The organism is Sporosarcina aquimarina, from assembly GCF_019748715.1.
Classification (GTDB): domain Bacteria; phylum Bacillota; class Bacilli; order Bacillales_A; family Planococcaceae; genus Sporosarcina; species Sporosarcina newyorkensis.
This window is the reverse complement of record NZ_JACLBZ010000005.1, coordinates 65455-89626: the sequence shown is the minus strand read 5'-3', so window position 1 is coordinate 89626 and position 24172 is coordinate 65455. Positions and strand designations below refer to the sequence as shown.

The 24172-nt window shown below is 46.4% G+C and carries 21 protein-coding genes; 19 read left to right on the top strand and 2 right to left on the bottom strand.

Annotated elements, in window-relative coordinates; genetic code table 11:
• Genes H7J92_RS02045 through H7J92_RS02010 form a run of 8 tightly spaced genes read left to right on the top strand, consistent with a single transcriptional unit; the run spans position 1 to position 6283 of the window.
• Positions 1–1473: an adenosylcobinamide amidohydrolase gene (locus tag H7J92_RS02045; protein WP_221835163.1), complete on the top strand. Its 1473-nt coding sequence runs from the start codon at positions 1–3 to the stop codon at positions 1471–1473.
• Positions 1473–2435 (top strand): adenosylcobinamide-phosphate synthase CbiB, encoded by a 963-nt coding sequence (cbiB, locus tag H7J92_RS02040; protein WP_221835202.1) that lies wholly within the window; start codon positions 1473–1475, stop codon positions 2433–2435. Before H7J92_RS02045 ends, cbiB begins: the two co-directional genes overlap by 1 nt.
• Entirely contained in the window at positions 2422–3495 is a 1074-nt protein-coding gene (cobD, locus tag H7J92_RS02035; RefSeq protein WP_221835161.1) for a threonine-phosphate decarboxylase CobD, read from the top strand. The genes cbiB and cobD overlap by 14 nt, the downstream gene beginning before the upstream one ends.
• A complete protein-coding gene (locus tag H7J92_RS02030) occupies positions 3477–4049 on the top strand; it encodes a bifunctional adenosylcobinamide kinase/adenosylcobinamide-phosphate guanylyltransferase (protein ID WP_009766248.1) in 573 nt (190 codons plus the stop codon). The genes cobD and H7J92_RS02030 overlap by 19 nt, the downstream gene beginning before the upstream one ends.
• On the top strand, positions 4046–4810 hold the full coding sequence (gene cobS / locus H7J92_RS02025; RefSeq protein ID WP_221835159.1) for an adenosylcobinamide-GDP ribazoletransferase: 765 nt from the start codon (positions 4046–4048) through the stop codon (positions 4808–4810). The genes H7J92_RS02030 and cobS overlap by 4 nt, the downstream gene beginning before the upstream one ends.
• Positions 4771–5364, top strand: coding sequence for a histidine phosphatase family protein (locus tag H7J92_RS02020; protein ID WP_221835157.1), 594 nt, complete (start codon positions 4771–4773; stop codon positions 5362–5364). The genes cobS and H7J92_RS02020 overlap by 40 nt, the downstream gene beginning before the upstream one ends.
• Positions 5316–5705 carry a bifunctional adenosylcobinamide kinase/adenosylcobinamide-phosphate guanylyltransferase gene (locus tag H7J92_RS02015; RefSeq protein WP_040758520.1) on the top strand — a complete coding sequence of 130 codons (390 nt, stop codon included), beginning with the start codon at positions 5316–5318 and terminating at the stop codon, positions 5703–5705. The genes H7J92_RS02020 and H7J92_RS02015 overlap by 49 nt, the downstream gene beginning before the upstream one ends.
• Positions 5702–6283 (top strand): cob(I)yrinic acid a,c-diamide adenosyltransferase, encoded by a 582-nt coding sequence (locus H7J92_RS02010; RefSeq protein ID WP_009766244.1) that lies wholly within the window; start codon positions 5702–5704, stop codon positions 6281–6283. The genes H7J92_RS02015 and H7J92_RS02010 overlap by 4 nt, the downstream gene beginning before the upstream one ends.
• 106 nt (positions 6284–6389) lie before the next feature.
• Here H7J92_RS02010 and H7J92_RS02005 read toward each other — a convergent pair whose 3' ends face one another.
• The gene (locus tag H7J92_RS02005; protein WP_078817385.1) at positions 6390–7589 is read right to left on the bottom strand and encodes an iron-containing alcohol dehydrogenase; all 1200 of its coding nucleotides are present in this window, start codon (positions 7587–7589) and stop codon (positions 6390–6392) included.
• A 274-nt stretch (positions 7590–7863) separates the two neighbouring features.
• Here H7J92_RS02005 and H7J92_RS02000 point away from each other — a divergent pair, with 274 nt between their 5' ends.
• From H7J92_RS02000 to pyrG, 9 genes are all read left to right on the top strand, one after another.
• Positions 7864–10065, top strand: coding sequence for a (Fe-S)-binding protein (locus H7J92_RS02000; RefSeq protein ID WP_009766241.1), 2202 nt, complete (start codon positions 7864–7866; stop codon positions 10063–10065).
• Between the two features lie 176 nt (positions 10066–10241).
• A complete protein-coding gene (locus H7J92_RS01995) occupies positions 10242–11435 on the top strand; it encodes an acetyl-CoA C-acetyltransferase (protein WP_009766240.1) in 1194 nt (397 codons plus the stop codon).
• Positions 11436–11454: 19 nt separating this feature from the next.
• The gene (locus tag H7J92_RS01990; protein WP_009766239.1) at positions 11455–12303 is read left to right on the top strand and encodes a 3-hydroxybutyryl-CoA dehydrogenase; all 849 of its coding nucleotides are present in this window, start codon (positions 11455–11457) and stop codon (positions 12301–12303) included.
• Positions 12304–12441: 138 nt separating this feature from the next.
• Entirely contained in the window at positions 12442–13578 is a 1137-nt protein-coding gene (locus tag H7J92_RS01985; protein ID WP_078817383.1) for an acyl-CoA dehydrogenase, read from the top strand.
• 465 nt (positions 13579–14043) lie between these two features.
• Entirely contained in the window at positions 14044–15183 is a 1140-nt protein-coding gene (locus H7J92_RS01980) for an acyl-CoA dehydrogenase (protein ID WP_078817382.1), read from the top strand.
• A gap of 23 nt (positions 15184–15206) precedes the next feature.
• Positions 15207–15824: a TetR/AcrR family transcriptional regulator gene (locus tag H7J92_RS01975; protein ID WP_009766236.1), complete on the top strand. Its 618-nt coding sequence runs from the start codon at positions 15207–15209 to the stop codon at positions 15822–15824.
• 65 nt (positions 15825–15889) lie between these two features.
• Positions 15890–19147, top strand: coding sequence for a fused isobutyryl-CoA mutase/GTPase IcmF (gene icmF, locus H7J92_RS01970; RefSeq protein ID WP_221835154.1), 3258 nt, complete (start codon positions 15890–15892; stop codon positions 19145–19147).
• Positions 19148–19655: 508 nt separating this feature from the next.
• The gene (rpoE, locus tag H7J92_RS01965; protein ID WP_009766233.1) at positions 19656–20225 is read left to right on the top strand and encodes a DNA-directed RNA polymerase subunit delta; all 570 of its coding nucleotides are present in this window, start codon (positions 19656–19658) and stop codon (positions 20223–20225) included.
• 172 nt (positions 20226–20397) lie between these two features.
• The gene (pyrG, locus tag H7J92_RS01960) at positions 20398–21996 is read left to right on the top strand and encodes a CTP synthase (protein WP_221835152.1); all 1599 of its coding nucleotides are present in this window, start codon (positions 20398–20400) and stop codon (positions 21994–21996) included.
• A 59-nt stretch (positions 21997–22055) separates the two neighbouring features.
• Here pyrG and H7J92_RS01955 read toward each other — a convergent pair whose 3' ends face one another.
• The gene (locus H7J92_RS01955) at positions 22056–22571 is read right to left on the bottom strand and encodes a DUF2529 family protein (RefSeq protein WP_009766231.1); all 516 of its coding nucleotides are present in this window, start codon (positions 22569–22571) and stop codon (positions 22056–22058) included.
• A gap of 270 nt (positions 22572–22841) precedes the next feature.
• Between H7J92_RS01955 and H7J92_RS01950 the strand changes: the two genes are divergently transcribed.
• Positions 22842–23210 carry a response regulator gene (locus H7J92_RS01950; protein WP_040758514.1) on the top strand — a complete coding sequence of 123 codons (369 nt, stop codon included), beginning with the start codon at positions 22842–22844 and terminating at the stop codon, positions 23208–23210.
• Between the two features lie 95 nt (positions 23211–23305).
• Positions 23306–24163 carry a class II fructose-bisphosphate aldolase gene (locus tag H7J92_RS01945; protein ID WP_009766229.1) on the top strand — a complete coding sequence of 286 codons (858 nt, stop codon included), beginning with the start codon at positions 23306–23308 and terminating at the stop codon, positions 24161–24163.
• The last annotated feature ends 9 nt before the right edge of the window (positions 24164–24172 follow it).

Here is a 24172-nt window from a genome sequence, read left to right as displayed (position 1 = left end):
ATGCTGCAGGTAGATGAAGTGTCAGGAGGATACGGTAAGGAACCGGTTGTACGGGGGGTGTCATTCCACGTAGAAAAAGGAGAGGTCCTTGGAATTTTAGGACCGAATGGCAGTGGGAAATCCACGCTGTTGAAAATTATTTCAGGCATTTTACCGAAGCAAGGCGGAAAGGTCACGATTGATGGAAAATCCGCTTCCGCTTATACACAGAAACAATTTGCACGAAAAGTGGCAGTGTTGCCGCAGCTTCATGCCCATGCATTTTCCCATTCGGTGAAGGATACCGTCGGGCTCGGGAGATATCCACATCAGACCGGGCTGTTCTCCAGTTGGTCCGATCAGGACGAACTTGCAGTACAGGAAGCGATGAACTATACAGGTATCACGCGCTATGAAGATACGCCGATTGAGTTATTGTCGGGAGGCGAGCAACAGCGTGTATTTGTTGCCCAAGCGCTCGCCCAGGAAGCACCGATTTTATTGCTCGATGAACCGACGAATCATCTGGATATTGCGCATCAGCAACAATTGCTCGATACCATTCGCAATCAAGCGCATCAAAAAGGCATCACCGTTGTTTCTGTATTCCACGATATTAACTTAGCGGCGCTTTATTGTGATCGATTGCTGTTAATGAAGAATGGTGAAGTGGCAGCAATCGGAACACCACAGGAAGTTGTACTTGAACAGGAAATCCGCTCGGTTTATGAGGCGCGCGTCAAAACACAGCCTCACCCAGAAATGCCGAAACCGCAAATGACGCTATTGCCGGATTTGAAAGAAGAAACAGAGCAGTTCCGGATCATGAAAGAAGATGTGAAAATTCGTGAAGATCATGTAGTTTTGCAGGCGCAACAGCCACTCAAGACAATTTCATCCGCTGTCCACAATGCGGGCATGGGCTGGTATCGAACCTTTATTAACCGTGGGGTGCGGCACGATTATCACTGCGATGATGTACAAAGTGAGCTGGCGGATTACTTGTTGTCATATGATTATCAGCTGACGGATACGGTCGCGATGATGACGGCCGTCAGCCCAGAGTATGTCAACGTGCAGGAGTTCAAAGCGGAATTCGGATCGATCGTGATTGCGGTGACAGTAGGAATCGGCAATGCGGTGGATGTTTCGAAAGCTTGGCAACGCGAAGAGTTGCCGTATATTGGCACAATCAATACATGGATTTTCATTAATGGCTTACTGTCAGAAGAAGCATTCGTTCAAGCGATGATTACAGCAACCGAAGCCAAAACGAAAGCTTTACAGGACGAAGAAGTCATCGATCCCGAATCAAAGACGATTGCAACAGGCACTTCAACAGACAGTTTGTTGATCGCGTCGACACAGCAAGGGGCTTCGCTTCCTTACGCTGGGCCGATTACGCAGCTTGGGAAATTGATTGGCCGTGGGGTTTATGAATGCACTGTACACGCGATTCATTCGTACCGACAAGCGAAGGATGAAGTAGAATGATTCCTGCACATTTTATTGCGATTGCCATTGGCATAGTACTTGACCGAATCATCGGTGATCCTCCTAATTGGCCGCATCCAGTGAAGTGGATCGGCACATCGATACATAATTTGACGAAGCTGCTGAATAAAGGGAAGCTGCGTACGATGAAAGGTGCATTGCTCTGGCTGATCATTTGCGGAGTGACTTTTCTTTTGGTCATTTGGCTTGTCAGCTTTGCGTATCGCCTTCATTTACTTGCAGGAATTGCGGTGGAAGGAATTCTGGTTGCAGCGGGACTTGCGCAAAAGAGTTTGCGGGACGCAGCTCTGCTAGTCTATGAACCATTGCAGTCAGGAGAAATGAAAGAAGCGCGTGAAAAACTCAGCTGGATAGTCGGGCGAGATACGGATAAGTTAAATGCCGGTGAAATTTCACGTGCAACGATCGAAACGGTATCAGAAAACACATCAGACGGCATTACGGCTCCGTTATTTTGGGCGTTCTTGCTCGGAGCACCGGGTCTTTGGCTATACAAGGCGGTCAATACGCTCGATTCAATGGTCGGTTATAAAGATGATCGCTATCTGCAATTCGGTAAAGTGTCGGCGCGAATGGACGATTTGTTCAATGTCATACCATCGCGGATTACGGGCTTGCTGATTGTTTTATTCACTTCGAATGAAGGCGGCTTATCGCTCGGTAAACGTTTTAGAGGATGGCTGCGTGATGCCAAGCGTCACCCGAGTCCGAACAGTGGATATTTGGAAGCTGCAACAGCTTGGCAACTGAATATTCAGCTAGGGGGTAAAAATACATACCGCGGCGTGACTTCGGAACGCGCGAAGATGGGACCGCTCAAGGATCTCGTTCCGACATCTGCTTCCCATATCCGCTCTTCCATTAACCAAATGCACGTCGTTTCATGGATCTTCTGGTTCCTATTCACAGCGATTGGAGTGTTGATGTATGCAATTGCCTGAACATGGCGCGAATAGCTCAAGATTGTACGAGGTGTTTGGTTTGTCCGTGCCGGATGAAGTATTGGATTTTAGCGAGAACTGTAATCCAGCAGGGCCGCCTGCATTGATCGTGGAAGCATGGCCGTATTTAATAACGAAATTAATGAATTACCCCGATCCGGATGGTCAACCATTCAAGGCGGCTGCTGCTCAATTTCACGGCGTCAGCGAACGGCAATTGCTTGTGGGCAACGGTGCAGCAGAATTATTGTCCTTGCTTGCCGGGCGTTACCGCGGGAAACGAGTAGTGCTGATTGACCCTGCGTTTTCCGAATACCGCGCTACATTGGAAGCAAATGGAGCGGAAGTTGTATCGGTTAAAGCGAGTGAGGCAGAAGATTTCAAATTGCCCATTGCAGAAATTGAAAAGGCTTTGCCTGGTGCAGCGGCCATATATTTATGCACGCCGAATAATCCAACAGGTATTTTGCCGTCCGTTGATGAATTGCTGGCAGTTATCATTACAGCCAAGTCGAGCGGAACGGAAGTGGTGCTGGATGAAGCATTTATTGATTTTGTTGATGAAAACTATTCATTTATTCAGCATCTCGAAGCATATCCTCACGTGATTGTTGTGCGCTCTATGACGAAAATGTATGCCATACCTGGAATTCGACTGGGGTATATGGTAGCCCATCCTGAAATTATTGCGGATGTGAAACGGCAGGCTCCTCATTGGAATGTGAATGGATTGGCTGCTGAAATTGGGGTGCTATGTTTGCAAGAAGCATCATATCGTGAGCAAGCGATTCAATATGCGGAAGCTGAACGTTTGAAGATGGTGAGATTCCTGCGTGCACATGATTGCAAAGTGATTGATTCGGCAGCGAATTACCTGCTGTTCAAACCGCAACGAGATGCGAGAGAGTTGTATCGAAATTTATTGGAACAAGGCATGGTTCTTCGTCACACAGAGAACTTTCTCGGGTTGGAAGGAAAATGGTTGCGGGTTGGCATGAAATCAGAAACGATGATGGAACGGCTGCGGGAGGCGATGACAAAATGGCTCAAGGCACAGTAACCTTCATTAGCGGCGGTGCCCGCAGCGGGAAAAGCGCATATGCTGAACGACTGCTCGTTGCACAGGCGACGGGGCGACTTGTCTACATTGCGTCTGGCGTGGCATTTGATCATGAAATGGAAGAACGGATCGCGAAACATCAGCATGACCGGAAAGACCATGCCTGGCTAACGATTGAACAGCCGGTGGATCTTCACCAAGTAGTTCCTCTTTTACAACAGGGCGATTTCGTGTTGTGGGATTGCCTGACAACATGGTTGACGAATGAAATGTATAAGGGGATTGAAGACGGTGCGCCATGTTGGAAACGTCCGGATTGTCTAGATCAGAAAAGGTGTGAACTGTTACACACCATCGAGCAAATTAGAGAGATTGCCGCCCATCTCGTCATTGTTTCCAATGAAGTGCTCGATGAATGGCCGCATTATGATGAAGAAACAGAATTTTATCGGAACGCAATCGGCACGACGCACCAGCAAATCGTTCAGTGCGCGGACGCGGCAATAGAAATGGATCACGGATTACCTGTCGTTTGGAAGGGTGACGTTCGATGAGTAGCATTTTATTGGCACTCCAATTTTTTACTTCATTGCCTGTCAGGAAAGAATTGCCACTCGGAAAGAACGAAGTGTCCGGCATGTATATCGCCTTGCCGCTCATTGGCGGGGGAATCGGTTTGCTGCTTGCGGGAACTGCAATGGTCTTCAGTGATTTCAATAGTTTCCTAGCCGCGATGCTCATACTGATTGCAGGAATCATCGCAACAGGCGGGCTGCATGTGGACGGCTTCGCAGATCTCGGAGATGCCTTCTTTTCCTATCAAGACCGTGAAAAACGACTGACGATCATGGAAGACCCCCGACTCGGCGCATTTGGCACCCTTTCGCTGCTTGTCTTGCTTGGAATAAAGGTTGGACTGTTCATGGAAATTTTGGGAATGAAACATGGCTGGGTCTTGCTTGTTGTGGTGCCGATCTTGTCTCGAGCGGCAATGGTCTTCTATTTCGTAACGACAGAAACAGCGAAGCAAAGCGGCCTGGCGTACTTTTTTAAACAGCATTTCCTGCGGAAGCGTATGGTGGCAGCAGCGGCTGCTGTCAGTCTTCTAACTGCAGTAGGGGTAGGATTGCTGTACAGTTCATTGGGCATCATCGTCGTCGCGTTGCTGACACTAATCATAGCTGTTTTGTTTTATCGAAGTTGGACCGTCAAACATTTTGGCGGTGTGACAGGAGATCTATGCGGCGCGTTCATTGAAGGAATGGAGGTGCTTTTATGGCTCGTCCTTATCATTTATTTATCATTCGGCATTTGAAAACAGCTGCCAATGAAAAACGACAATATTGCGGATGGACGGATGTTGAGTTGGCTTGTGCTAAAGGAGTTCCCGTTGAATTTCCGAACAGTGTCGACCAAGTGTATGGAAGTGATCTGCAAAGAACACGTCAAACGGCAGCGATCTATTTTCCTGAAGCTGCCTATCATGAGGATTCACGTTGGCGAGAGTGCCACTTTGGAGATTTTGAAGGTAAAACCTATGAACAATTAAAGGACGACACCGATTACCGCAGCTGGTTGGAAGCACCGTGGCAAGTGGCTCCGCGTAATGGAGAAACTTTGCTGCAAGTGAAAACACGGGTCTTCGACGCCTTGTATGACTTGCCGAATGAAGCGGTCGTCGTGACACATGGCGGGGTGATTCGATTACTGTTGGAAGCATTCTCAACGGATTCACGTTCATTTTGGGAATGGCATGTAGGGAACGGTTCGGTTTGGCAATTCGAGTGGGAAAATGAGCAGCAATGGAAAGAAGGGAAGCCATGCACATCTTTATCGGTGGTGCCTATAACGGCAAAACAGAATATGTAAGGCGCTGGATTGGAGATCAACCATCGTTCTTCTGTACAATGGAAACAGCAGGTTCTGCAGCGCCTGGCGAACGGCTCGTCATCTCGGATCTACATGATTGGCTGCAATCTACATCATTAAGTGAGTCGGAATCGCTTCATGCAATTCGCGAAATCAGCTCGCCTGATACTGTGTTCATTTTAACCGAAGTGGGCCGCGGCATTGTCCCGCTCGGATCAGAACAACGTGACTTGCGTGATCGGTGCGGCCGGTTGTATCAGCAATTATTTGCAGAAGCAACAGACATCATACGGATTTGGTACGGTATTCCCCAAACTATCAAAAGGAGTGGACTGTTATGAAAATCTATACAAAAACAGGTGATAAAGGCACGACAAGTTTAATCGGAGGACGCGTCGCAAAGGATGATTTACGCGTAGAAGCATACGGAACAATTGATGAATTGAATTCGTTTATCGGAAAAGCAATGACTGAGTTGGAAGGCGATAAATTCTCAGATATTCTGACCGATTTGGAGACCATCCAAAATGAATTGTTCGACGGTGGCGGCGACTTGGCGAACGTCATGAAAGAGCGTCATTATAAGTTGGATGAAGCGCCAATTGCTGTGCTTGAAGAGCGCATCGACAAGTTGATGGAAGAAGCACCGGAACTGGAACGTTTCATCCTGCCTGGCGGCTCGTCCGCGGCCGCTACATTGCACATCGCCCGCACGATCACTCGCCGCGCAGAGCGTGTGACGGTGACGCTGATGAACGCGGCAGACGACGTTTCCCCGATAGTTCAGCGCTACTTGAATCGATTATCCGACTACCTATTCGTAGCAGCCCGAATCGTCAACGCACGCCTTGGTATTTCCGACAACGAATACGTTCGCAGTGCGAAAGTATTCCGCACGAGTGAGAAGAAAGAAAAGTGAGCAATTAAAAACAGAGACTTGGTTGGCGTCGCGTCATCCCAAGTCTCTGTTTTTGACGTGCTGTGTGACTTTTCGCGCTCATACTCCTGTGTTCCGCGCTCATAACCTACTCCTTAATCAAATAATAAAGCTCCGTCAATTGCTTCCTATTCAAAATTTCCGGCACTGGATACAATGGATTGGCTTCCGCCGCGGCCCGTTTGACCATCAAAGGGATATCCTTCTCCGCAATACCACTCACCTTGTCCGGAATATTCAACGCACGATTCAACTTTTTGATCTCCTCAATGAACTTCTGCGCTTTCATTTGCTTCGGGTCGGTTGGCAACGTAATTCCGATAAGATCTGCAAGCTCAGATAGCGGTTGGTAGACACTCTTACCGTAATACTCCAAAACATATGGCAAGATGATCGCGTTGGCTTTTCCGTGGGGGACATTATAAAATCCGCCCAGCGTATGTGCTATCGCATGGGCATTGCCGACATACGCCCGAGTAAACGCCTTGCCTCCCAAGTAAGCCGCCTTTAGCATATTTGTGCGTGCTTCCAGATTTTTCCCATTGGAATACGCTTCGAATAAATTCTCGAAAACCAACTGAACAACCTCTCGGCTCCACTGCCACGTGTTTTTTGTATTGCTTTTTCCGATATATGCTTCTACCGCATGGGTCAACGCATCAATCCCGGTAGCCGCTGTAATCGCCGGCGGTAATTTAAGAGTGAGCAACGGATCAAGCACGGCATAGTGCGGGATCAGTGACGTATCCATGATTGCATATTTTTCATGCGTCTCACTATTCGTCACGACTGCAGCTAATGTTGCTTCGCTTCCGGTTCCCGCTGTAGTCGGCACTGCAATTAACGGAGGAATAGCTTTTTGTACGCGGAACATTCCCTTCAATTGAGGAATACTCTTATCCGGCCTCGCAATCCGAGCACCGACAGCCTTCGCGCAATCGATCGGTGAACCACCACCAAACGCAATCAATGCCTCACATTGATTCGCCACGTACAAGCTGCGAGCCTCTTCAATAGAATCAATCGTCGGATTCGGAACGGTGCGATCATAGACCAAATACTTGATTCCCAATGCATCCAGCGCACACAACATCCCATCCATCAACCGGAGCTTCGCGATTTCCCGATCTGTAATGACCAATACAATGCCGATCCCCAAATCCTTAATCTTCTGCGGCAACTGACCGAGACTGCCAGGTCCTTCCAACAGCTCCGGATCTCGCCAAGGCAAAAAATTCATCCCCAACTTAAATGTTCGCTGATACAAACGGGCATATAAATCGTACATTTAACCCACCCCTTTCAAAACTATTTCATGTATAATAAAAATAGTAGCATAGAGTCGGAATATTTACTGTAGTTAAATTGTTCAATTACTTTTAATGATTCACTTCGAATTTGGAGGCATTCCTCGCATATACAATTGACTATTCTAAAAATAAATTTTCGGAAAATGGTTGACTGAATGCTCATTCATAAATTACACTGTACATATATTAAATACTTGTAAGCGATTTCTCGTAAGGGGTCTTTGGGAGAGTCAGAGGAAGGGGAGAAAGAAAATGAATGTGTTACTCATCGCAAACTGGATATTGTTTTTAGCAGTAACCGTTTATGGTGTCGGGTTATTTCTCTATCTATTGAAAACCCGGTTCGAATTTATTCGACTAGGAAGAAAAGAAGAATTTGACCACAACGTCAAAGAACGTCTCAGAAAAATCTGGGTGTACGTATTTGGACAAAAGAAACTATTGAAAGATAAAAAGAGTGGGGCAATCCATGTCCTGTTTTTCTATGGATTCTTACTCGTTCAATTCGGCGCAATCGATTTAATATGGAAAGGATTAAAACCTGGATCACATTTGCCGTTAGGCCCATTGTATCCCGCGTTTACCTTCTTCCAGGAAATCGTCGTATTCTTAATTTTAGTTGCAGTCGTATGGGCATTCCATCGCCGTTATGTTGAGAAACTTGTCCGGTTGAAACGCGGTTGGAAATCAGGATTGGTCCTTATTTTCATTGGTTCATTGATGGTTTCTACGCTTGTAGCAAACGGAGCGAACATGATTTGGCACAATGAAGGTGCAACTTGGACAGAACCGATGGCCTCGCTTATAGCCATGGCGTTCAGCGGAGTTCCTGAAGGTGTAGCAATAGCTGTTTTCTTCATAGGCTGGTGGGTGCACTTACTGACATTGCTGACATTCTTGGTCTACGTGCCGCAATCGAAACACGCGCACTTGATCGCGGGTCCTGTAAACGTTTACTTCCATCGTCTCGACAATGCCGGCCACTTGAAGCCAATTGATTTTGCAGCGCTCGAGGAAATTGAAGATGAAGAGGACATGCCTCCACTTGGAGTAGGTAAGATCACAGACTTTACACAAGCTCAAATGATCGACTTCTACGCATGTGTAGAATGTGGACGCTGTACAAATATGTGTCCGGCAACGGGTACAGGGAAAATGTTGTCACCGATGGATTTGATTACGAAATTACGTGACCACTTGACGAATACAGGCGCTGTTATGACAAAGCAAAAGCCATGGGTGCCGCAACTGATGTTCACTCAGACAAAAGGTAATCAACTGGCACTCGCAGCGGGAGCGGAAGGTGTCTCCATCGATGAATTGTACAGTCCTTCATTGATTGGCGACGTCATTACAGAGGAAGAAATTTGGGCATGTACGACGTGCCGTAACTGTGAAGACCAATGCCCGGTTATGAACGAACACGTCGATAAAATCATCGACCTTCGCCGTTATCTTGTGATGACAGAAGGAAAGATGGATGCGGACGCTCAACGCGCGATGACCAACATCGAACGTCAAGGGAATCCGTGGGGCTTGAACCGTAAAGAGAAGGAGAACTGGAGAGATGCTCGTCCTGACTTGCACATCCCGACAGTGAAAGAAGCGAAAAAAGCAGGCGAGGACTTCGAATACTTGCTATGGGTCGGTTCGATGGGTGCATTTGATAACCGTTCGCAGAAAATCGCATTATCTTTCGCACATCTATTGAATGAAGCGGGCGTAAGCTTTGCGATTCTCGGCAACAAAGAGAAGAACTCAGGAGATACGCCACGCCGCTTAGGAAATGAATTTTTATTCCAGGAACTGGCGACTGCTAATATTGCAGAATTCGAGAAAGCAAACGTCTCGAAAATTGTCACGATCGATCCGCATGCATACAATATTTTTAAGAATGAGTATCCGGATTTCGGATTGCAAGCAATCGTTAAGCACCATACGGAATTATTGTATGAGTTGGTGATGGCGGGCAAATTAGTTCCGAAGCATGCAATCGATGAAACGATCACGTTCCATGACTCTTGTTATCTAGGACGCTACAACGATGTCTATGACCAGCCGCGGGAAATCCTTAAAGCAATTCCTGGAGTGCAATTGGTCGAAATGAAACGGAATCGTCAGGACGGCATGTGCTGTGGAGCAGGCGGCGGGATGATGTGGATGGAAGAAGATACAGGTCAGCGCGTCAACGTGGCGCGTACCGAGCAGGCGCTCGAAGTCAGCCCGGGAATCATTTCTTCTGGTTGTCCATATTGTTTGACGATGCTATCTGACGGAACAAAAGCTGTGGAAGTGGAAGAGCAAGTCGGCACATACGATATCGCGGAATTGCTGGAACGTTCGATTTTCGGTGAACAACAGTTAGAACCTGAAACAGCGGAGGAACTAGTTGAAGAACTAGAGTTGGAGACTGAAATGGCTGCAACGGTCGAAAAGGTGGATGAAACACCGTAAAACACGGATAGAATGTCAAATTAAAATATTGCGAATAACATGATAATACAGTACAATTAGAGTATCTAAAACGCAGACAAATTAGATAATAGATAAATCAGAGGGTCTTAGTACCCTCTTTTTATCGAGATCTAGTCGAGTGAGCGTTCAGTCAGTATAAAACGGGAGGGAATGGAATGACGAGAACTGTTATTTTACAAGGTGCAAGAACACCATTTGGGAAATTAGGGGGCGCGTTGCACTCGCGGACAGCCAGCGATCTAGGGGGAGTGGCGATCAAGGCTGCATTGGAGAAGTCAGGGGTTCAAGCCGACCAAGTCGATGAAGTGATCATGGGAACTGTATTGCAAGCAGGGCAAGGCCAGATACCTTCAAGACAGGCGGCGACAAAAGGTGGTATTCCTTATAATGTCAAGACGGAAACAATCAATAAAGTATGCGCTTCCGGAATGCGCAGTATTACGCTTGGCGATCAGTTGATTCGATTAGGGGAAGAAAACGTCATCGTAGCAGGCGGAATGGAATCGATGTCCAATGCTCCATATTATTTGCCGGGCGCTCGATCCGGTCTGAAGATGGGCAATGCGACGCTCGTCGATGGCATGATTTACGACGGACTATCCTGTGCGTTTTCACCCGACCGTGTTCATATGGGTACATACGGCAACAGCACAGCGAATGAATTTTCATTGAGCCGCGAAAAGCAAGATGAATGGTCATTAAGAAGCCATGAACGCGCGCTTGCTGCCATGGATAATGGATTTTTCAAAGAAGAAATCGTAACGGTCAGCATCCCGCAGCGTAAAGGCGAGCCACTTGTCGTTTCCGAAGACGAAGCACCGCGCAAAGGTAGTTCACTAGAATCATTGGCGAAACTGCGCCCGGCTTTCGATAAGGACGGTACGATTACAGCGGGTAACGCACCTGGCGTCAATGACGGAGCATGTGCAGTCGTGCTGATGAATGAAGACGAAGCGAAAAAACTAGGTAAAAAACCACTTGCCATAATTCTAAGTCATACGGAAGTTGCGATTGAGCCAGAGCGATTCCCTGAAACTCCAGGTCACGTCATCAAAGCGTTACTTGAGAAAACAGGGAAGTCATTAGAAGAAGTCGATTTATTCGAAATCAATGAAGCCTTTGCCGCAGTTGCACTTGTCAGTTCGCAAATTGCCGGACTGGATGAAGACAAAGTGAACGTCAATGGAGGCGCAGTCGCGCTTGGCCATCCGATCGGAGCGAGCGGAGCACGAGTCGTCCTAACACTTGCCAATGAACTAAAACGCCGCGGCGGTGGAATCGGCATTGCAGCGATTTGTTCAGGCGGCGGGCAAGGTGACGCGATCATGATCGAAGTACCGAAAAACTAATGGACAGGAGGCATTATAAATGACGATCCAGCAAGTATTTGTCATAGGGGCAGGCCAGATGGGCGGAGGCATCGCACAAGTTTGTGCTCAAGCAGGCTACCAAGTAACACTTCACGATCTCAATGAAGAATCCTACGAACGCGGTTTTCAAGTTATCACGAAAAACTTAACGCGCAACGTAGAAAAAGGGCGCATGACGGAGGAAGAGAAACAAGCAGTCCTCGGTCGTTTCACAAAATCACTAGATTTACAAAATGCTAAAAATGCAGACATCGTCATTGAAGCTGCTGTCGAAAATATGGAAGTGAAAACATCTATCTTTGCGGAGTTGGATAAAATCACCCCAGCTCATACGATTTTAGCCTCAAACACATCTTCCTTACCGATTACCGAAATCGGCGCAGCAACGAAGCGGCCTGAAAAAGTGATCGGCATGCACTTCATGAATCCGGTGCCTGTTATGCAGCTAGTGGAAATCATCCGCGGACTCGCAACAGACGATGAGGTTTACGAAGCAGTGGAAGAGATGACGAAGAAGCTGAAGAAAACTCCAGTCGAAGTAAATGACTACCCAGGCTTTGTCGCCAATCGCATATTAATGCCGATGATCAACGAAGCGATCTTCACACTGTATGAAGGTGTAGCGACAAAAGAAGCGATTGACGATGTCATGAAAATGGGAATGAATCATCCGATGGGACCCCTGCAATTAGCGGATTTCATTGGACTTGACACATGTCTATATATTATGGAAACCCTCTATGAAGGCTTCGGAGATTCAAAGTATCGTCCATGTCCGCTGCTACGTAAGTATGTTAAGGCAGGCTGGCACGGCAAGAAGACCGGACGCGGGTTTTATACTTATTAATGATGAAGTAAAGTTTTTCATGAGCAAAAAGTTCGCTTAGATTATTTCCGTGGAAAGCGTCTGCCTTCTACGGAAATCAACGATGGGTAATCAAACAAATGATTTATTAACTAATGCCGGAAGCAAGAGGTGAAGAAGATGGATTACAACTTATCAGAAGAACAACAAATGATGCGCCAAATGGTCCGTGATTTCGCAAAAAAGGAAATTGAACCTTGGATTCCACGGATGGAAGCGGGAGAATTTCCGCGCGAGCTGCTAGAAAAGATGGGTGAACTCGGTTTAATGGGGATAACGGCACCTGAAAAATATGGGGGGGCCGGAATGGACTTCCTGTCATATATCATCGCCATACATGAGCTATCTAAAGCAAGCGCTGTCATGGGGGTCATCTTGTCTGTTCATACTTCAGTGGGAATGAATCCCATCCTCTACTTCGGTAATGAAGAACAGAAAAATCGCTACTTGCCGAAAATGGCGTCAGGTCAATACTTAGGTGCGTTCTGTCTGACGGAAACCTCTTCGGGGTCCGACGCTGGATCGTTGAAAACCAAAGCGAAACGAGTAGATGATCACTATGTATTGAATGGATCTAAAATGTTTATCACAAACGGAGGAGAAGCAGATGTCTACATCGTTTTCGCCAATACAGCACCGGAAAAAGGAACGTACGGCATCTCGGCATTTATTGTAGATCAAGATACACCTGGACTTTCAATCGGCAAAGATGAAAAGAAAATGGGCTTGCATGGCTCGCGAACCGTAGCGCTCAACTTCGATAACATGAAAGTGCCGGCAGAAAATCGACTGGGAGCAGAAGGTGAGGGCTTCAAAATCGCCATGGCGAACCTGGATGTAGGCCGAATCGGCATCGCAGCCCAAGCACTGGGCATTGCTGAAGCCTCACTAGAAGCTGCGACTGCCTATGCAAAAGAACGGGAACAATTCGGCAAACCAATCGCTGCAAATCAAGGCGTAGGCTTCAAACTAGCCGACATGGCCACAGCTACGGAAGCAGCACGACTACTAGTCTACCGAGCAGCATGGCTACGGGCAGAAAACAAATCATGCGGCAAAGAAGCCTCCATGGCCAAACTCTTCGCCTCCCAAACAGCCGTAGACAACTCAATCGAAGCCGTCCAAATCTTTGGAGGCTACGGCTACACCGAAGACTATCCGGTAGAACGTTATTTCCGAGACGCCAAAGTATGTCAAATCTACGAAGGCACCAGCGAAATTCAAAGAGTAGTCATAGCCAAGCACTTAACAAATTAGATTTAGCACGGTACGTACGTGGATTGGTTCGTTGCACAACGAGTTACGCACGATTCACCGAACGATTGGCGCGTTCCTAGATAGGTTTGGTTCGTTGCTCAACAGGAAAGGTGCGGTGCAACAACAGTTACGCTCGTTCCTCACCATGATTGGTGCGTTTCGAGTCTAGAATAGTGCGTTTCTACAAAAGATACGCTCGTTCCGGGGTGAACTTGACTATCTTTATTACTTACCAGCTACAGTGAGCTTGCAAAGTATCTTAACATATATTTTTAGGGATTGTAGCGGAGGGCGGCGACTCCGGAAGGATCAGCGTGAGCCTTGAGACCCTGGACTGAGCGAAGCGAAGGAAGCGGCTCAAGCCACGCCCTCCGGAAAGCGTCCGCCTGCAGCGCAAATCCCCGGACCACAAGCCATTGTTAACCAGAAAACAACTTTAAACAAACATAAAGGGTGGGAGAAAAAATGGATTTTAAACTATCAGAAGAACATGAAATGATCAGAAAAATGGTACGCGACTTTGCAGAAAAGGAAGTCGCGCCATCCGCGGCACAGCGCGACGAAGACGAAAGCTTCGACATGAACATATTTCACAAAATGGCCGAACTTGGACTAACGGGAATCCCGTGGCCTGAAGAATATGGCGGCATCGGCAGCGACTATCTGGCCTACGTCATCGCGGTCGAAGAACTCTCACGCGTTTGCGCATCCACAGGCGTCGTCCTGTCCGCACATACCTCACTGGCAGGATGGCCGCTATTCAAATACGGCAACGAAGAACAAAAACAAAAATACCTGCGTCCTCTTGCGGAAGGTAAGAAAGTCGGTGCATACTGTTTAACGGAGGCGGGCTCCGGCTCAGACGCAGGCGGTATGAAAACAACAGCGAAACTAGATGGCGATGACTATGTACTGAATGGTTCGAAAATCTTCATCACCAATGGCGGCATCGCGGACACATATATCGTCTTTGCTGTAACGGACCCAGAATCAAAACATAAAGGGACGAGTGCATTTATTGTAGAAAGTTCATTTGAAGGATTCTCAGTAGGTAAGAAAGAGAAGAAAATGGGGATTCGTTCTTCACCTACTACAGAAGTCGTTTTGGATAACTGTCGTGTGCCGAAAGAGAACCTTCTCGGCGAAGAAGGCGACGGATTCATTATCGCAATGAAAACGCTCGATGGCGGACGAAATGGGATTGCATCACAAGCAGTCGGTATTGCGCAAGGCGCACTCGATGCAGCGGTGAATTACTCGAAAGAACGTGTACAATTCGGAAAACCGATTGTTGCGAACCAAGGTGTCAGCTTCAAGCTGGCAGACATGGCGACTTCCATCGAAGCATCCCGTCTGTTGACGTATCAGGCAGCATGGCTGGAATCCAATGACCTGCCATACGGTAAGGCATCCGCCATGGCAAAATTAATGGCTGGGGATACAGCGATGAAAGTCACGACAGAAGCGGTTCAAGTATTCGGTGGCTATGGTTATACAAAAGACTACCCAGTGGAACGCTATATGCGTGACGCGAAGATCACTCAAATTTACGAAGGAACACAAGAAATTCAACGTCTCGTCATCTCTCGTATGCTGACAAAATAACAGAGGGGAAGGGAAGGGACCCAATGCCAAAACATGAAGTGAAATCTACCGTGAAAGACGAAGATTTGATTCAGAAACGACGCGAACAAATTAGCCAAGGCGCCGTGAAACTATTTATCGCGAAAGGGTTCCATCGAACGACAACGCGCGAAATCGCCAAGGAAGCCGGCTTCAGCATCGGTACGTTGTATGAGTATATTCGTACGAAGGAAGATGTCTTATATCTCGTTTGTGACCATATTTATCACGAAGTGAAGATCCGTCTTTCTGAATTGGATACGAATGACAACACGGTGGAAGGGTTGCGAATGGCGATAGCGAAGTACTACGAACTGATTGATGACATGTCCGATGAGTTTGTCGTCATGTATCAGGAATCGAAGTCCTTGCCGAGTGAAGCACTGCGTTATGTGCTGACGAAAGAACTTGAAATGGTGGAATTGTTTGAAATGATTGTGCGGCGCTGTATGGAAGCAGGCAATCTGCGCATCGGTCCTGAGGAAGTATCGCTCGCAGCGCATCATATTCTTGTGCAAGGTCAAATGTGGTCATTCCGAAGATGGGCGCTGCGCAACACTTATTCACTTGAACGGTATATTCAGATACAGACGGATCAAATCATTAATGGACTTGCGAAATAAATAAAAGGCTCCGCTGCGGATTTGTTCTGTGGCGGAAGTCATTGTTTAGGAAGGGCGGAGAGCAAATGGCAACTGAGGAAATTTACAAACCAAAGCACCATATCCGTTTTGTGACGGCATCCAGTTTATTTGACGGGCATGACGCATCAATCAATATCATGCGAAGAATTTTACAATCGACCGGAGCGGAAGTCATTCATCTTGGACATAACCGATCTGTCGAGGAAGTTGTAAACGCTGCCATTCAGGAAGACGTACAAGGCATTGCAATTTCTTCTTATCAAGGCGGGCATGTTGAGTATTTCAAATATATGTATGATCTGCTGAAAGAACGCGGTGCTTCTCATATCAAAATCTTCGGTGGTGGCGGAGGCGTCATTATTCCGAAAGAAATCAAAGAGCTGCATGAATATGGCATCCAGTGGATCTTCTCTCCGGAGGATGGGCGGAAAATGGGTCTTCAAGGAATGATCAACCGCATCATGGAGCTATCCGACTTCTCCACTACTCCCGAAAATGAAGAAGCCAATCTGGAAAAACTCACAGCAGAGACACCGGGAATCTTGGCTAATTTGATTACCTATGTTGAAGAAAAGCATTTGCATAAGGATAAGGCAGCTGAACAGTTGCTTGCGCATGCACGAAGTCTTTCCAAGAAGACGCCGGTACTCGGAATCACGGGCACTGGGGGTGCGGGAAAAAGTTCATTAACAGATGAATTGATTCGACGTTTCTTGCAAGAGTTTCCTGATAAACGTGTCGCCATTCTTTCAATCGATCCGACGAAGCAAAAAACAGGCGGTGCGTTGCTCGGTGACCGAATCCGTATGAACGCCATTTTCACTGACCGCGTCTATATGCGTAGTTTGGCAACGCGGGGTTCACGTTCGGAGTTGACGACTGCGATTCATGATGTGCTTGATGTGACGAAAGCGGCAGGCTACGACTTGATCATCGTTGAAACGAGCGGTATCGGGCAAGGTGACGCACAGATTACGGACATTTCCGATGTCTCGATGTATGTCATGACGAGTGAATTTGGCGCACCGACACAGCTTGAAAAGATTGATATGATCGACTTTGCAGATTTGATTGTCATCAATAAATTCGAACGTAAAGGCTCTGAAGATGCATTGAGCCAAGTCCGCAAGCAGTACCAACGCAGCCATCTGTTATTTGACGAAGAGTTGGAAAACATGCCGGTATTCGGTACGATCGCCAGCCAATTCAATGATAGAGGAACGAATATCCTGTTTGCAGCATTGGTCGAACAGTTGAATAAATCAGCTGGCCTCGACTGGACAACAAGTTACGCGGAATCTGTGACGAATCAAAAACAGACAGTCATCATCCCGCCTGACCGCAGTCATTATTTGCGTGAAATCGCCGCGACCGTTCGTAATTACCATGCGAAATCCAAACAGCAAGAAGAGCTTGCGCGCCGACTGTTCCAATTGGAAGGTGCAATTGAAGCTGTCAAGGAAGCTGATTCCAATGAAGCGCTCTTGAATTCATTGACTAGTTTAAAAGAAGGTATAGAAGAGCAGCTGACAGATGAATCAAAGCGCACGTTGAAGAACTGGCAGTCTTTGAGAGAGTCGTATAAACAAGACGAATATGTCGTCAAGATCCGAGATAAAGAGATTAGGACTGCACTCAATACGGTCAGTCTATCCGGGCTGAAAATACCGAAAGTGGTCTTGCCACAGTATAAAGACTATGGAGAAATCTTACGCTGGGTCTACAGTGAAAACGTGCCGGGCTCATTCCCTTACACGGGCGGCGTTTTCCCATTCAAACGTGAAGGTGAAGATCCGAAGCGCCAATTCGCGGGTGAAGGGACACCGGAGCGTACGAACCGCAGATTTCATTATGTATCGAAAGACGATGACGCGAAACGCTTATCAACGGCATTCGACTCCGTCACGCTTTACGGAGAAGATCCAGATGAACGTCCGGATATTTATGGTAAAGTCGGCGAATCGGGCGTTAGTATTTGTACACTTGAAGATATGAAAAAACTCTATGCCGGATTTGATCTTTGTGCACCGTCCACTTCGGTCTCGATGACGATCAACGGTCCTGCACCGATCATCTTGGCAATGTTCATGAATGCTGCTGTCGATCAGCAAGTACGGAAGAAAGAACAAGAGCTCGGTCGTCCGCTGACTGTCGAGGAATTCACCGATGTACGTGAAATGACATTCCAAACGGTACGCGGCACAGTGCAGGCGGACATCCTGAAAGAAGACCAAGGTCAAAACACCTGTATTTTCTCTACGGAATTTGCATTGCGACTGATGGGCGATATCCAGCAGTATTTTATTGATAAAAAAGTTCGTAACTATTATTCTGTTTCGATTTCAGGCTACCATATCGCGGAAGCAGGCTCGAATCCGATTTCCCAGCTGGCCTTCACATTGGCGAACGGCTTCACGTACGTCGAATATTACTTGAGCCGCGGAATGAATATTGATGATTTTGCACCGAATCTGTCGTTTTTCTTCTCGAATGGGCTAGATCCGGAATATACGGTGATTGGACGTGTCGCTCGTCGCATTTGGGCTGTTACGATGCGCGATAAATACGGCGCCAATGAACGCAGCCAAAAGTTGAAGTACCATATCCAGACTTCGGGCCGCAGTTTGCACGCGCAGGAAATCGACTTCAACGATATCCGCACGACATTGCAGGCATTGATGGCTTTGCAGGATAACTGTAACTCGCTGCATACGAATGCGTACGACGAAGCGATCACGACACCGACGGAAGAGTCTGTACGCCGTGCGATGGCGATTCAGATGATTATCACCAAAGAGCATGGATTGTCGAAAAATGAAAATCCTCTGCAAGGAGCATTCGTCATCGAGGAGCTGACAAGCTTAGTAGAAGAAGCGGTACTTCAAGAATTCGATCGTCTGAATGACCGCGGGGGCGTACTGGGCTCGATGGAAACACAGTATCAGCGAGGTAAAATCCAGGAAGAATCGATGTACTACGAAATGAAAAAACATTCAGGTGAGCTGCCGATCATCGGCGTCAATACGTACTTGAACCCGAATCCGCCATCTGAAGAAGATATCGACAATATGGAACTGGCACGCGCAACAAAGGAAGAGAAAGAAGCGCAAATCCGCAACTTGCGGGCTTTCCAGTCGGCGCACGCAGAAGAAGCTGAACAGGCACTGCGGAATCTTCAACAAACAGCTGTTTCAGGAGGCAATGTCTTCGCGGAATTGATGAAAACCGTACAAGTCGCAAGCTTAGGACAAATCACCAACGCTTTATATGAAGTAGGCGGCCAGTACCGAAGAAATATGTAATTACCCCGAGAAAGCTGCGTGAATCACGCAGCTTTTTTGAGATTGCAGGGTGGAGTGTGAAACGGCGCTCATAAGGTTTTGCTCCGCGCTCATAAAACTACTCGTAGCGCTCATAAAGTCCCGTTTCACGCTCGTAAAGCCACTCGCCACGCTCATAGGACCTTGTTCTGCGCTCATAAACAACCCTACATACAAAATCACTTCACATCAAAGTGGATAAACTGGTAATTTTATCTGTATAATGAAAAGAACGAATAGAAAGGGATGTGTTGAAGGTGAGATGGTATTATCATTTGATCATAATTGTGCTTCTAATTCTTCTCACATTCATCTTTTATAGCAGCGGTCTAGGAGTAATACCCTTCGCCTTCACAGCCATCTACCTAGGGTGTCTGACTATCAAAGAATACAGAAACGTAAAGAGAAGCAAAAGAATGTAGCATATTGGAACACAAACTGTATATAATGTAAACTATGCTTATGTGTTGAAGAAAGGACGTGCCATACATTGAATATCCATGAAATGACAAAAGAACAATTAGCAGAAGAGTCGTTCATTAATATTACTTTCCAAATCCTTACTGAACGACGTGAATCTCTTACCCTACAGCAACTGATGGACGAAATCCAAAAACTTACGGGTGTTTCCGACAAAGACCTAAAAGAACGCCTCGTTCAATTCTATACAGATCTGAACATTGATGGCAGATTCCTGGCTATCCAAGACAACCGTTGGGGCTTACGCGAATGGTATCCAGTCGACCAAATCGAAGAAGAAACAGCACCTGTCGTAAAAGTCCGCAAAAAGAAAAAGAAGAAAAAGGACTACGATGACGAAGAAGAGATTGAAGAAGATGACGAGGACGAAGAACTCTTCGATGAAGAATATGTAGAACTCGGCGAAGAAGACGAGGAAGACGTGGACGACGAAGAGGAAGATGAGGAAGTTATCGAAATCGAAGAAGACCTGATTGATCCGGATGACGACTTGGAAGTAATTCCTGATGAAGAAATCGACCTTGATGAAGAAGATGAAGAGGACGATGAAGAAGAGGAAGACTTCGAGGAAGAAGAATAACAAGACTTGACTTTTGGCGCCTGAAAATATAAGATTTGTATGGGCTCCTGAAAAGGACACATGAATTCGTGTATACGCGCTCCTTATTGTAGTTATGCTACAACTGGGGCGCTTTTTTGATTTTTCATCTTAGCCTTCGAGCATGTAAAAAGAACAAATGGAGGAACCACACATGACAAAATATATTTTTATTACGGGCGGCGTTGTCTCGTCCTTAGGTAAAGGAATCAACGCTGCATCACTCGGGAGATTGCTGAAAAATCGCGGTTTGAAAGTAACCAATCAAAAATTCGACCCATACATCAATATCGATCCGCGCATGATGAGTCCATACCAGCACGGTGAAGTGTTCGTAACGGAAGATGGCGCGGAAACGGATCTCGATATCGGACATTACGAGCGTTTTATCGACATTAAATGCAATCGCTACTCCAACGTCACTATGGGGAAAGTCTATGACCTAGTCTTACGAAAAGAGCGCAGCGGTGAATATAAAGGAGCTACTGTACAAGTAATTCCACATATTACAAATGAAATTAAAGAACTCGTTAAACGTGCAGGCGAAACGTTGAACGCTGACGTAGTCATCACGGAAATCGGGGGAAGTGTCGGCGATATCGAATCCTTGCCTTACCTGGAAGCAATCCGCCAGCTGAAGACAGATTTAGGCAAAGACGACGTCATGTACATCCATAACACATTAATTCCATACCTCCATGCAGCAGGCGAAATGAAAACAAAACCAACTCAGCACAGCGTTAAGGAACTGAGAAGTCTTGGGATCCAGCCGAATATGATTGTGGTGCGCAGTGAGTACCCTGTACCGCAAGAAATGAAAGATAAAATTGCGTTATTCTGTAACATCAAGCCAGAAGAAGTGATCGAAGCACTGGATGCAGAAACATTGTATGAAGTGCCGCTTCGTTTGCACGAACAACATATGGACCAAATTGTTGTCGATTTCCTTGGATTGGAAACACCACAGCCAGAGTTGGCAGAAGTTGAAGAACTTGTGAAGTTGGTTAAATCACTGAAAGAAAAAGTGAAAATTGGTCTTGTCGGAAAGTATGTAGAGCTACAAGATGCGTATATTTCTGCTGTTGAAGCTATGCGTCACGCAGGTTATGCCTTCGATACAGATGTGGAGATCAAGTGGATTAATTCCGAAGAAGTCACTGCAGAGAATGTTGAAGAATTCCTTGGAGATGTCGATGGAATTCTTGTTCCAGGTGGTTTCGGAGATCGCGGAATCGATGGGAAGATCGAAGCGATCACATATGCACGCGAACATAAAGTTCCGTTTTTTGGAATCAGTTTAGGTTTGCAACTAGCAGCAACCGATATCGCGCGAAACGTTCTTGGCTTGAAAAATGCTCATTCCTTGGAGTTTGACGCAAATACAGAACACCAAATTACGACATTCCATCCGGATTGCCGTACGGCGGATGAAGCAGACAGCACATTGCGTCTTGGCGCATACCCATGTAAACTTTCAGAAAATACGAAAGCGTACACTGCATATGGTGAAGAACTTGTTTATGAACGTCACCGTCACCGTTATGAAATTAATTTAGCTTATCGTGCGCAGTTGGAAGAAGCTGGTTTTATCGTTTCTGGTATCAGCCCGGACGGCCGCTTGATCGAAATTATGGAACTGCAAGAGCACCCATTCTTCGTAGGCTGCCAATTCCATCCGGAGTTTGCATCCCGTCCGACACGCCCACAACCATTGTTCCGCGAATTTATCCGCGCTGCATTGGATTATCGTTAAAAAGGAAAAAGCCGACAGGATCCTATAGAATTCTGTTGGCTTTTTCACATTTATTTAACTTATTCATCATCCAATAATTCATCCAGCGACAGTTTTACAGCTTCATAAATGAAGAGAGCAGCGAGTGCGTGTGGCTCGACAATGCGTTCACCTGTTGGTCCGGGAAGAAGTCCTTTTTTCAAGCCGGTGGATATGTACGTTAAAGCAAGATCGGCAAGTTCATTGGAGTCCTCTGCTGAATCGGCTGCCAATACAGCGAATGGAATGAATTGATCCGCCAGTTGTTTTGCCAATTGAACGGCTGCAGGATGATCTGCCTTTCTAACAATCAGCCAAACGCGATCGGCTGTAGTAAGGGAAATATCGCCAGTATAGCGAACAGCCTGCCGCAATGGTTCCGCACCGTGTAAAGCGGTAGCTGTAACAGCTTCCATCTCATCAAAAGCAGCAAGGATGATCCGTCCTTCACCTACTAGTGCCTGTGCAAGCAGCCGAGCTGTTTCCTCGATTGCCTCCTCCTGAGATCCTGAGATCCGCTCTAAAAGTCCTCTGATCTGTGTCGTTAATATTTTCAATTGTATCCCTCCAAAGATTTAGTATATTAGACAAGAGTTAGAAGTGCAAAAACAGATTGCTGAAAAAAGAAGGAAAACTTTGGATTGTTGCGAATAATATACAATAGAGAAGTATAGACAAACTTTAGATATGAAATTTCTTTGAACGCTTTAATAGATTAAAGCGTTGGAACTCGAAAAGGTAATTTCATCCTCTCAGCAAATCGGTTACACTGTATGTACTGTTGCAAAATCTTGTTGCTAATGAAATAAATAAAGAAGGTGAATGGATTGAAGCAAATATTGATAATTGATGACCAGCCAGGCATTCGGTTGCTGTTGGAAGAAATATTCAGACAAGCAGGTCTCGGAACGACATTAGCTTCAAATGGAAAAGAAGCCTTGGATAAATTAGAATACCTGCAACCAGACTGTATCTTGCTGGACATGAAAATGCCTGGCATGAACGGTGTTGAAGTTCTGCGCGAAATTAGAAAGCGAACTCCAAATGCTCTTGTCATGATGATGACAGCTTACAGTGAAATTGAGTTGACAGAAGAAGCTGGGAGACTCGGCATTGACAATCATTTCACCAAGCCGTTTGATATATTTGAAGTACGGGACACGGTCTTAAAAAGGTTGCAAACACAGGACGCATGACAGTAGTAATAATGAAGTGGATTTGGTATGCTAGAGAGCAGAAAGTATAATGAAAACAGACAGAAACCCGTAGACAACTCAAGGAGGAATTTTGCATGCCACTCGTCTCGATGAAAGAAATGATGATTCAAGGAAAAAAGCAAGGATACGCAATCGGTCAATTCAACTTAAATAATTTAGAATATACACAAGCGATTTTGCAGGCTGCTGAAGAGGAAAAATCGCCAGTCATTTTAGGAGTTTCCGAAGGTGCGGCTCGTTATATGGGCGGCTTCAAAACCGTTGTTATGATGGTTAAAGGACTAATGGAAGATTACGGTACAACTGTGCCTGTTGCCATTCATTTAGACCACGGTTCCAGCTTCGAAAAATGTAAAGAAGCGATTGAAGCGGGGTTCACATCCGTCATGATCGATGCATCTTCTAAACCACTCGCGGAAAACATCGAAATCACGAAGCAGGTAGTGGACTTCGCAAAACAGAATAACGTATCCGTAGAAGCTGAACTTGGAGTCGTTGGTGGACAGGAAGACGACATCATTGCAGACGGCGTGATCTACGCAGATCCTGCTGAGTGTAAAGAATTGGTGGAAAAGACAGGTATCGATTGCTTAGCTCCAGCGCTTGGTTCAGTACACGGACCATATAAAGGGGAGCCGAACTTAGGTTTCAAAGAAATGGAAGAGATCTCAAGCCAAAGCGATCTGCCACTCGTATTGCATGGCGGCACAGGGATTCCGTTAAAGGATATCCAACGTGCGATTTCATTGGGCACATCTAAAATTAACGTCAACACTGAAAATCAGATTCAAGGCACGAAAGCAGTGCGTGAAACACTTGGAGCAGATACTGAAGTGTATGATCCACGTAAATATCTTGGCCCAATGCGCGAAGCAATCAAACAAACTGTCATCGGCAAGATGCGTGAATTTGGCAGTTCTCAGCAAGCGTAAATCAGGAAT